Below are 11,781 nucleotides of genomic sequence, written 5' to 3' on the forward strand. Positions count from 1 at the left end.
TTACGAAGAAATAGTGGAACAGGTCTCTCGCGCTTGGAATACATTCATTGCGGATGTTGAACGAGTCAAAAATCTCTGTTGGAGAGAGTGGATAAAGTTGGTCAATTAATTAATGCAATTGGTATTAGCTAGAACGACCCTCACTCATAGCTGCCTGTTCAAATACCTTAACTCTAGACATATGATCACCTCCTTATCTTCGTTGCTTAAACTTCTTGGAAAATAACACAGGCGGTATTTTAGTAAAGTGTCGCTGCATTAAAGAAAGTTTAGGAAAAGCGCGCACGACTCACAAACACGAATAGCGAAACCAAGTCAATAATATAAACCTGTTTAATTAAATCTACGTAACCAATGCTAACTGAAACCCTTTGCGCCGCCCGTTTACGTGCAATTAACGTCTTAACGTGCAACCAGCAGTACGCAAACCCTCAAAAAGGCTAGAACTTAATGCAAACAACAAGCACGCACAAAACCAGCAAGAGTCGGAAAGCCGCACTATTGGTTACGCTTTTTGCCACCTCTTTTTTTACCTTTGCTCAGTCGAAAGCATCTGAACAAATTGAAATGAAGGGCAGTAAGGGCACTACTGTAACGGGTAATGTTCAGGCGTCCTTCGATAACCCCTGGGCTATGACATTTTTGCCAGACGGGCACAGCTTGGTAACGGAAAAAGCTGGCACTTTATGGCTGCTTGATGAAAAACAGCAGAAGCGTTTTGCTATTAGTAATGTGCCAAGTGTTACTGCGCGCGGGCAAGGCGGTTTAGGTGATGTCATTATTCACCCTGACTTTGCGTCGAATAACACCATTTATATTTCGTACATTGAACGAGATGAAAAAGACGATGCGTTCAGCGGTGCGGTGATAGAGCGAGCCACGCTTACCTTATCTGATAGTGGCGCGAAGCTGACTGATAGAGAGCTAATTTGGCGTCAGTCGCCGAAGGTGACGGGGAATGGGCATTACTCTCACCGCATGGCGTTTTCACCTGATGGCCATTTATTTATCACCTCGGGTGAGCGCCAGAAATTCACGCCAGCACAAAACATGGCGATGAACTTAGGTAAGGTGCTGCGCTTAAACGACGACGGTAGCGTACCTGAAGATAATCCGTTTTATGGTCAAGGCAACGTAACAGAACAAATCTGGACATTAGGTCACCGCAATCCGCTAGGCATCGATTTTGATGAGAAAGGTAATTTATGGGCTCATGAAATGGGGCCGCGCCATGGCGACGAACTTAATATTATTGAACGAGGTCGCAACTATGGTTACCCAGCAGTGTCGCAGGGCGACCATTACTCAGGCGTGAAAATTCCTAACCACGAAGACTACCCCATCTTTAAGTCGCCTGAATTGGCATGGGTGCCTGCCATTAGTCCTGCCGGTTTTATCATTTACAAAGGCGATAAGTTTAGCGACTGGAAGGGAAATGGTTTTATAGGCGGTTTGTCTTCAAAAGCGCTGGTTCGAGTTGCATTTAATAAAGACGATGAAGGCAACTGGAAGGTTGAAGAAGCAGAGCGCTACGAATGGGGTAAGCGAGTACGCGAGGTTGAGCAAGACAGTAAGGGCAATATCTATGTGCTTGAAGATAAAGAAGGCGGAAGGCTGATAAAGCTCAATTCACTAAACTAGACGCTATGTAAGCAAAATGAGGCTGAAGCGTAAGCTTTGAGGGTACATAAGTACACATCGATAAGTGATGATATGTGCTCTCAAGCTGCGATAACTTCATAAGGTCTTGTTTTTGAATGACTTTTTAAAGCCTTTTTCTTTTAAATGACGCTTTTTCTAAGTTGGGCCACATTTTTACAATCTAAAGGAAAAATGTGTTGCAAGAACAAGATGGTTTCGCAAATGGTTTTAGGTGTATCTGCGAGCACCTTTACGCCATGAGCAATCAATATAGGAGTTTAGTATCAACCCGTTGAGCAATGTGATACGTTGCTCTTTAGACGAAAGTATAAGTTAATCTATTCAAACCTCAGGATCCTCATGTCACAGCCCCCCAAAAACATTAACTTTGAACGTTGCGAAGACGAGCCAATACATATTCCCGAAAGTATACAAAGTTATGGTTTTCTTATTGCTTTTAATTACAAGGACTTGAAGATTTCGATTGTCAGTGACAACTGCGAGTCAGTGTTCACTGAGCCGCTCATTGGTAAACATTTTTTAGAAATACTCTCATCTGACACGAATGAACGGGCATTTCTTGAAGAGACGTTTGATAGGGTTACAAAAACCAAGATTAGGCTGCCTATTAAGCTTCATTTAAAAGCCTCGATGTTAGAGGAAGGAGCGGCGATAGATTATTTGGCGGTGGTGTATGATTCCGGTCACAACTATGTTGTTGAGCTAGAGCCCGCTACTGAATTCAGAGATACTTATAGCGCAGAGCAATTTATCAAACTCTATGCTATGTCTATTGCTCCGCGCTTTAAAGAAATGACGTCACTAAAAGAGATGGCCCAAGAAATGGTCTCGACCATTCGGTATCTCACAAATATGGACAGGGTAGTACTTTACAAATTCAATGACGACTACTCGGGGAAAGTTATTGCAGAAGCTAAAGCCGATGATATGGACTCATATCAAGACTTGTACTTTCCTGCGTCAGATATTCCTGCACAGGCTAGAGCGCTTTACAAAACTAACTGGGTAAGACTAACCCCTGATACTGAGTTACTTCCTGCAAAGCTAGTTCCGTCGACCGAAGCGTCAGGCAGAGAGCCGCTGGATCTCACTCGCTCGCTGCTGCGAACCTTTTCACCTATTCATCTTCAATACATTAGAAACCAAGGTTTGCGGGCTTCATTTTCGATCTCTTTAGTAACGGACGGCGAGCTTTACGGGCTAATTTCTTGCCACCATCGCGAGGCTTGTTATATTCCACAAGATGTACGACTGCAATGTGAGAATTTAAGTCAACTGTTCAGCTGGCATTTGTTGGCGAAAGAAGAAGAGATTGCGAAACGCAAAAAGCATGTTACGGATAAAGCTGTTGATGCGATGTTGGATAGAATCGGTCCAGCAAATCCTATTAGCCGTGTAGTCAAAAGTGGCGAGCGCGCTTTTTTAGACGCGCTTAATAGTTCAGGGTTTGTTTATTATTCTCAGTACGAGACCATTACCCTCGGTTCTACTTTACCGATAGAACTCATCAAGGAAATTTTTTCCAAAGCAAGCAGCCAAGGCGGGTTCCCATATACCAACGACGCGCTTTATGAGGATTACCCAGAAGCACGACAGTACGGTATTGCTGGCATAATGATTATTCCACTGTTTGAAAAGAAGCAGTACTTTACCGCCTGGTTCAGGAAGGAAACCCACCGCGTCCAAAAGTGGATTGGCGCTGAAGATGAAAAGTCTGAAGATGCACCAAAAGCTCAGCGGCTTAAACCCAGAGCTTCTTTCGCAATCCATACCCGCACTATAAAAGGGCGCTCAACGAGTTTTGATAGGGCGGATGTCGATACTGCCAATCGCCTGAATAGAATGTTTCTTGTTTATGCACTTGATGTGCAAGAACGTATGCACATCAGTATTCAAGAGCTTGAAAAGCAAGATAATTACAGAAATGAATTTCTTGCCACGTTAGCTCACGAATTGCGAAATCCGCTTGGGCCTATTATGTCTGGCGCAAGTATTTTAGAAACGGTTGACGATGATAAAACGCGTAAAAGAGTGACGGCTATTATTAATCGTCAAGCGGAATACATGTCAAAACTTATCAACGATTTGATGGATGTATCGCGTATTACGCGAGGTAAGGTCAAGCTTGAGTTTGAAAAATTGAGTATTCAAGACGTGCTGTCAGATTCCCTTGAAATTGTTGATCAGCAGGTAAAAGCGAAAAAACACAATATAACCGTAAATTATCTCGAAAAAGATGTGACGGTTTATGGCGATAAAGCGCGTTTAAGTCAGATATTCTCAAACATTATTCACAATGCTGCTAAATATACGAGTGATCAGGGAAGGATAACTGTAGATATCAGAGAGGAAGGTGTCATGGTTGTCGTTGCTGTTAAAGATAACGGCATGGGGATACCTGAAGACAGGCTTAAAGACGTGTTTAATATGTTTACCCAAATTGAGGCGCACTCTACACATACTAAAGGCGGTTTAGGAATAGGGCTTACGTTGGTGAGTAAACTTGTAATGCTGCATCACGGTGATGTGTCGGTGATGAGTGAAGGGTTAGGCCGGGGAAGTACCTTTGAAGTTAGACTTCCCATCTCTAAATTGGCTTATGAGCAGTCTGACAATCAGGAAGCCAAGCCGACTATTCAAAGCCAAACCAAAGTTATGTTCGTTGACGACAATGCCGATCTTATAGATGCATATTGCTTATTAGCTGAGTCTATGGGAGTGACTGCCCTAGGTATTACTTCTCCTAAAGAGGCTGTCGCTGAATTCAAGGCGTTTAAACCTAACTTCGTATTTCTTGATATCGGTATGCCAGATATTGACGGTTATGAGCTGGTTAAAATGCTGAAAGCCTTACCTGAATCAGAGAATGTTAAGTTTTATTCTCAAAGCGGGTGGGGCTCAGAAAAATATGTAGAGGACTCCCAAGCGGCAGGGTTCGATCAGCATTTCGTGAAGCCCCTGTCAAAAGACACAATTCAGTCGGTACTAAGCTAAAACCTCTTTTAAAAGGTTGAAGCTGACCGACTGAATGACTCAAATGCAGTGAAACGCGTTATAATGCCGGACAAACGTAATTAGGAATAAATATGAAAGTCTGTGGTGTAGATTTAAAAGGTAATGAAGCAATTGTTAGTTTGGTGTCGCTAGCAGACGGCTTGTTTCATTTGCCAGATTGCCGTACGCGCCGTTTAACGCTTGCCGATACCAGTGCAAAGGGGCTAAAGAGCTTCCAAAGTACCTTTGCTAAACTTGTAGAAGACTACAAAATTGATGCAGTAATAATTCGTCAGCGTCAAAGCAAAGGTAAATTTGCAGGTAGTGCAATTGGCTTCAAGTTAGAAGCTGCCATTGAATTGATTGAAGGGCTTCGAGTTGTAGTATTTAGCCCAACAGATATTAAAGAGTCGCTGCGCAGAAATCCGCTTGCAGTGCCATTTTCTGACACGGGTTTAAAACAGTTTCAAGAAACCGCTTTTACAACGGCGTATGCGTGGCTTATGAAAAATGAGTATGCCTCGCAAGAGTCAGACGAGTAATAATCAGGAGCGGTTGGCTCAACGTGTATACTACTGTGCCTGCATTTATTGTGCGGGCATTGTTTTTCTTAATTTCTCTTCTCCCAGCCTGAAAGGCTTTACTTCACCATTCCCTCAACTTTCGCATTCATCTCTACCAATGCTGTGTAAAGTGCTTCCAACTGATCGCTAAAACCAGCTGCACTTTCATGTTCATTACGCTTTATCGTTAGCTCAATCGTTGCAGCTAGCTCAGCTAAGGCGTAAGCGCCAATGTACCGAAGGGCAGTTATGTAGATATGCGCTATACGAACAATAGAAGCATAGTCTTTTTCATCAATGGCTTTTCGAAGGTTATCTAGCTCTTTGTTAAGTGCTGCAAAGTCATTAAGTAACTCTTTATACAAAGTCTCGTCATTTAACATTGCTTGCATGGCTTGAGATTTATCTATAAAGCTCAGCGGTATTGTGTTTGCCGATGGCCCATTGGTTACTTCAAGGGTCGCCGTCGACTTTCCTTTATTTAGCACTTCAACAAGCACGTCAAAGAAGCGATTTGGGTCAACCGGTTTGTTGATGTGGCCGTCCATGCCCGCTGCCAGGCTCTTGTCAATGTCTTGCTGCATGGCGTGAGCCGTCATGGCAATAATCGGCAAAGTTAACTTCAGCTCATCTCTGATTTTTCTAGCTGCTGTTAACCCGTCCATAACGGGCATTTGGATATCCATCAACACCACGTCATAGCTGTTATCTTCACGTAAGGCTTTTATGGCTTCAAAGCCGTTGCTAACCATTTCAATAGTAGCGTGGGTGTCGTTTAACAGGCCAAGGGTTACTTTTTGATTCAGCGTATTGTCTTCTGCGAAAAGGATCTTCGTTCCGCGCAGATTGGGCACAGGCGCAGCATCTGCTGGTAGGGTTCTTGTGTTCACGTTTAAGCAAAGCTCTTGTAGCTTATCTACAAGCTCACTAGTGCTAAAAGGCTTTTTAATGAAGGTTCGAATACCTAGTTGGTTAGCCTGCTCTCGCATATGAGGCGACTCGAATGCATACAGCATTATCACCTTCGGTGGCTTAATTGAAAACTCCTGTTTCATGATGGCAGCAACTTCCAATCCATCAATGTCAGGCATATTCCAATCTAAAATAAGTACGTCGTAAGGCGCACTGTTTCCCACAGCAGCACGCATTTTGGCTACGGCTTCTTTACCGCCGGTCGCAACATCTGCTTTAATGTTAGCCACTGATAGCGACTCGATAATAGCGTCACGCGACACGCCAATGTCATCAGCAATAAGCACCTTAAGTAACGAAAGTTGCTTAGACGGCGATACAATTTGTTGGGAAGCATCCTGTTTAACGGTTACGGTAAAATGAAAGCTTGCGCCTTTTCCAAGCTGGCTCTCAACCCAGATCTCTCCGTCCATTAATGTGACTAACTGCTTACATATTGCTAATCCTAGGCCGGTGCCGCCGTATCGACGAGATATAGACTCATCACCTTGGTTAAATGGTTGAAATAGCAAAGCCTTTTGCGTGCTGTTTAGCCCAATTCCTGTGTCTTTAACTTCAAATTCAAGCTGAATGTCTTCTATATTATGCGTGCACCTAACGCTCACCGAAATCAGTCCATCCTCGGTAAACTTAAGAGCGTTGCTAACTAAATTGCTGAGAACTTGCTGTATGCGTAACGGGTCGCCGATAAGGTTTAACGGTACGTCACGTGATATATGCTGAATAAGCTCTATGTGCTTTTCCTCAGCGCGCCCTAAATGCAGTCTAATGGTTTGGTTTACTAGCGCGTCTAAATTGAATTGCGTCGATTCAATATCAAGCTTACCCGCTTCTATTTTCGAGAAGTCGAGTATGTCGTTAATTATACTTAGTAGGGTTTGCGACGCGCCTTCTATCTGAATAAGGTTCGTTTGTTGATCTTTATCTTCTGCAGCCCGCTGCGAAAGCTTGGTCAGGCCGATAATGGCGTTAAGCGGCGTGCGAATTTCGTGACTCATGCGTGCAAGAAAGTCAGATTTTGCTTTTGTTGCTTTCTGAAGGTCTTGAGTAAGTGCATCGAGCGCCTTACGCTGTTGGCGAGTTCTAAGCCATAGGCCAACGACTAAGCCTAATGAAAGGATCACGAAACCGATGAAATACAGCTGAAACGTGTTTTGCTTTTTCTGTATAAGGTTACGCTGCTCTTTTAGCTGGTTGTCTTTCTCTAGAAGCTTGATGGTTTCTTCTTTTTCGGAAATAGAAAGTCGCACGCGGTTAAGGGCTAACAACCTTGACTGCTGTTCATTAAAACTCTCTTCATAAGTCTTAGTGTATAGCTTTGAATATTCTAATGCGGCTTCAAAATTGTTGGTTGATTCAAGGAGTGAAATGAGCTTTTCCAACATGCTTAGCACCACTGACTTGTCGTTTTTTATGGCGTCTTTTTTTAATCCACCTTCAAGTTCGCTAATAGCCAAGTCTATTTGATTGCGTTTAATGTAGATGTCGACCAAGCGCAGTAGTCTAGACCCTTCGTTGTATTTAAAACCAACTTTGCGGTCTGATTCCGCAGCGCGGTTCAACATGGTTAGCGCTTCAGTTAAATTGCCTTGGGCGATATGTAGCTCAGCCATTTTGGTATGAACAATACCAATAAAGGGGTAGTGCACCTCTTTGAACAATTCTTCTGCCAGCAGAAGGCTTATTTTAGCGTCTTGATAGTCCCCCAGTTCCGTTTGCGCGTAACCTTGGAAAAAGTAAGCAATGGCTTTGTTTTCTTTATCATTTAAACGCTGGGCTGCGGCGAGGAAGTTTTGACCTAGCTGCAACATCATTTCGTAGTTTTGCAGCGACATGTACACATTGCCCATAGCGCTATATACAAGCAAGGCGTTATCGCTATTTACTTCAATGAAAGCAGCAAGGGATTTGTTGAGCGCTTCGAGTGCACGAGCATGCTCTCCTGACAAGTCCAAAATTAGCCCTTCTAAGCGAAAAGACTCTGCCAGCGCCATGGTGTTGCCGCCTTTTTTCGCAAGCTTGCGGGCTTCCAACAGAGTTTCGTATCCGGCGACAAGGTCTTGCTCAAGAATGTGCTTATAAGCTCTTAGGTTGAATAAACGGGCTTGCTGAAAAGCGTTCGGGTGGGCGTCGAAGAAGTAGCCTAGCTCCGTGAATGTGGTTTCTACAGACTCATCGTTGTTTTGAATTCGCTGTTTCAGTTCGTCTAGCGTAGTGACTGATGATGTGGTGTTAAGTGGTTCTTTTAAAAGCGCAAAAGTAGGAAGCGCCATCGTAAAACAAACGATAGCGAAGATGCATTTCAAACGGCGCTTCACTTTCTACTTCAGCTAGCTTAAAAAGATAACGACTAGTAGCTAATTACGCGGGTAGCCTTGCTAGTATCATCAAAGCGTTTGGCTACTTCGTCCCAGTCTTGGTCTTTAATTAGCTGAAGCTCTTCACCAGATAAACCGTACTTTTCTGCAGTGCCCACAGGGTCCTTTTTATACGCATCCATTAGTTTGCTGTTGCTGTCTAGCTCAACCAAGAAATCTACAATTGTTTTCTTTGCCATGTCGTTTTTTCCTTTTAGTTTACTTTTGGAGATCTAAAGTCAATAACTTGCTGCTCAGTTAAACCTAGCTTTGCCAAACGATCCTGACGGTATGCTGGCATGCCAAGTGAGGGTACAACTAGGGTCGAAATTAGCGTTGGCTTGGCGAACTGTAATTCGCGAAGCAACACTTTTTGTATTTTGGGCTCGCAAAGGGGCAGGGTGGCTGCCTCGTAAATAATCAGCTCGTGATCTTCTGGGTAGTGCTCGGCCAGAATGTCAGCCAGCAAGGCAAGCCCAGATTCACTGTGATTAGCATCTAACACGCTTAGCGTTGCTTCTCCGGCTAAACCTATTTGCCAGATGATTTGCGTCATGTGAGGGTCAATGCGGTAATCGCGAAACAAAAATTGAGTTGCTTCATAAGACTGACAGCCAAAGCGAGAGGGATCTATTCCCAAATCCGCAATTAAGCAGTCTTCTGCAGACACGCCGGGGAGCATTTGCGCATCTAGGCCAAGTTCCCGCACTCTGCGAATAGCCTCATGAGAAGGCGTAACAAATACGCCTGGGTGACCATAAAAAGCCACGCATACTTTTTTACCTTCAACAACTGATTGCACGATGCGGTCGGCCATTTGGGCATAGGTGACAGCGCGAGATTTCCCTTCTTGATAAAGGTCGTCTAAAGACACACTGTTCGGGTTAATATTGGTGACCACGTGTTCACCAATTTTGTTCATAATCCCCATGTACACAATGTCAGCATTTTCGATGTGGCTTTTGGTCGCTATCGTCATTTGACCCGCAACACTGATTCCAGTGCCAACTACAACTAGCGATCCCTTAGGAGTATGTTCTTGTCCCTGAATTAGCGTCATATTTTCCTTTACCACTTGCTAATTGTGATTCACTCAACACTATAAATTAGATTTAGGGTATTTGCTACGTTCACTGATTTATAGCATCTACCATTGCTTTCACATCAGCGTATCGGCAGTTTTCACAAGAACCAAAGCCCTTTACTTGTCTCACTTTAAATCGAGTGAACAAAGGCATGGTCATGCCAGTTAGAAAACGACAGCAAATAGACGATGTGATTGGGCCATCAAATTTTCCGCTCAAATGGGCTTTTAGTGCTGCTATGGCCTCTGATATTTGGTCTGGGTTCGGTGTGGGAATTGGGTTTGAATAGCTGAGCCTAGCCACATTTCCCTGACATACACTGCAGTGCCCGCATTCATTGGGCGCTTGGGTATCGTCAAAATACGCCGACAAGTTATAGCTTAAGCAAGTATTGAGTTCGAAGAAGCCTACCAGCGCGGCGATACGTTCTATTTCTTTGCGCTCGTTTTCAGCGAAATAGTGAGCCAGATTATTGGCTAAGTCGGTATCTTGCAGTTTTTCGTAGTCCACGCGGTATACGTCAGTTATTAAGCGTGATGCAAGCTCAATATGATTATGTTCATGTAAATACTCTAGTGCGGCCACCACTCTTGCACGCTCTGCGCCGTAATGCTGATAAATACTGTCAAAATCTACAATGCCCCACACCTTTTTCACATTTGAGTGAGTGAATACGGCGTCTAGAAAGCGAGCCCGCTCTTCTGAGAAAAGGCCGAGTATGGTGGCTTTCTCTGAAATAAAGCGAAATTTATATTCAGCAAAATAGACATACAAAGGGCGAATAACGTTGGCGAGTTCAAGCTGTACCAGCAGGGTTTTAAGCGGAAGCTGTCGTATGTTGCTGGCACTCGATAAGCTATTTATTTGCGTTTCCCACTGGTAAACACTGTTTTCGCCGTTAATAGGTAAATCATTGTGCGCCGCTGAATTTATGTGAGCAGGGGCCTGCGCGCTGATATCATCAATTACGCGTTGAATGGCGCTTTTGTCTGGTGTATCGCCATAAACGAAGTTCTCTATGGTGACTAAACCGTCAAGGTTTGCTAATACCGTGCAGTTTGCGGCTTTACCGTCTCGTCCACCCCGGCCAATTTCTTGGCTGTAGTTTTCAATAGACTTTGGTAAGTCGTAATGAACAACAAAGCGAATATCCGACTTATCAATGCCCATGCCAAATGCAATGGTAGCCACAACAACTTGAAGCTTATTGTGCATAAAATCTTGCTGGATACCTTGTCTTACATCACTGTCGAGACCAGCGTGATAAGCCTTTGCAGCAAACCCTTGTTGCTGTAAGAACCTGGCTACTTCTTCTGCGCTATTTTGAAGCGTGACATAAACAATACCCGCGCCTTGCTGTTTTTGAATTTCTTCAAGTAAGGCTTGGTTTTTATATGGTTCATGTACAGGGCGAACATGCAAATTCAAGTTGGGTCGATAAAACCCTGTTTGGATAATATTAGCTGGCGCAATATCAAAGCGCGCTGCCATATCTTCTTTTACTTTTTTAGTGGCAGTAGCTGTGAGCAGAAGTACTAACGGAATATTAAGCTCTTTCTGATATGCCGGAAGTTTCAAGTAGTCAGGGCGAAAGTTGTGGCCCCACTCAGAGATACAGTGTGCTTCATCGACGACTAGCATACTTACCTGAACAGACTCAATGAACTGCCGAAAGCGTTCGTTCTTAAAGCGCTCCACCGACACCATCAGAATTTTACACTGACCCGAGCGTACGTCGTTCATCACTTGCTTGTTTTGCTCGGGCGTTAGCGTAGAGTCGATACTGGCCGCTGCAATGCCTTTGCTATGAAGAAACTCCAGCTGGTCTTTCATCAGCGCTAATAGTGGCGACACAACCAAGGTCAAGTGTGGCAATTGCGTAGCAACAAACTGATAGCACAATGATTTGCCCGAGCCAGTGGGAAAAATCGCTAACGTTGAATTTCCACCAAGCAGTGATTCCACTGCCTCCTTCTGTCCCTCGCGAAACGCCGAAAAACCAAACAGCTGCTGCAAAATATTGGGGTCAGAGTCTGAGGTATCCCCACAAATAATATAATGATATCAGCGAGATAAAAAAGATAGGAACATTCATGACGTTTGGTGATCAGATCAATCGCCAAAAATCACTGAGGCCAAACAGCCATG

Annotated in this window: 7 protein-coding genes and 1 pseudogene; 4 read left to right on the top strand and 4 right to left on the bottom strand. The window is 44.0% G+C overall.

The features are described from left to right. From MHM87_RS19270 to MHM87_RS19285, 4 genes and pseudogenes are all read left to right on the top strand, one after another. Positions 1-109 (top strand): annotated as a pseudogene (locus MHM87_RS19270) (IS630 family transposase); the annotation flags it as partial. Between the two features lie 341 nt (positions 110-450). After that, positions 451-1,641, top strand: coding sequence for a PQQ-dependent sugar dehydrogenase (locus tag MHM87_RS19275; RefSeq protein ID WP_239260729.1), 1,191 nt, complete (start codon positions 451-453; stop codon positions 1,639-1,641). Between the two features lie 360 nt (positions 1,642-2,001). Further along, positions 2,002-4,656 (top strand): ATP-binding protein, encoded by a 2,655-nt coding sequence (locus MHM87_RS19280; protein WP_239260731.1) that lies wholly within the window; start codon positions 2,002-2,004, stop codon positions 4,654-4,656. Positions 4,657-4,748: 92 nt separating this feature from the next. Then, positions 4,749-5,198, top strand: coding sequence for a DUF3010 family protein (locus MHM87_RS19285; RefSeq protein WP_187446490.1), 450 nt, complete (start codon positions 4,749-4,751; stop codon positions 5,196-5,198). 98 nt (positions 5,199-5,296) lie between these two features. Here the strand turns inward: MHM87_RS19285 and MHM87_RS19290 are convergent, their stop codons facing one another. From MHM87_RS19290 to MHM87_RS19305, 4 genes are all read right to left on the bottom strand, one after another. Next, the gene (locus MHM87_RS19290; protein WP_343213335.1) at positions 5,297-8,464 is read right to left on the bottom strand and encodes a response regulator; all 3,168 of its coding nucleotides are present in this window, start codon (positions 8,462-8,464) and stop codon (positions 5,297-5,299) included. Between the two features lie 77 nt (positions 8,465-8,541). Then, entirely contained in the window at positions 8,542-8,748 is a 207-nt protein-coding gene (locus MHM87_RS19295; protein WP_239260735.1) for a hypothetical protein, read from the bottom strand. A gap of 14 nt (positions 8,749-8,762) precedes the next feature. Beyond that, positions 8,763-9,608, bottom strand: a complete 846-nt coding sequence (locus MHM87_RS19300) for an SAM-dependent methyltransferase (RefSeq protein WP_239260737.1) — start codon at positions 9,606-9,608, stop codon at positions 8,763-8,765. 70 nt (positions 9,609-9,678) lie between these two features. Further along, positions 9,679-11,685 carry an ATP-dependent DNA helicase RecQ gene (locus MHM87_RS19305; protein ID WP_239260739.1) on the bottom strand — a complete coding sequence of 669 codons (2,007 nt, stop codon included), beginning with the start codon at positions 11,683-11,685 and terminating at the stop codon, positions 9,679-9,681. Positions 11,686-11,781: the final 96 nt, after the last annotated feature.

It is taken from the genome of Alteromonas sp. Cnat3-28 (genome assembly GCF_022348265.1).
In the GTDB taxonomy this organism is placed as follows: domain Bacteria; phylum Pseudomonadota; class Gammaproteobacteria; order Enterobacterales; family Alteromonadaceae; genus Alteromonas; species Alteromonas macleodii.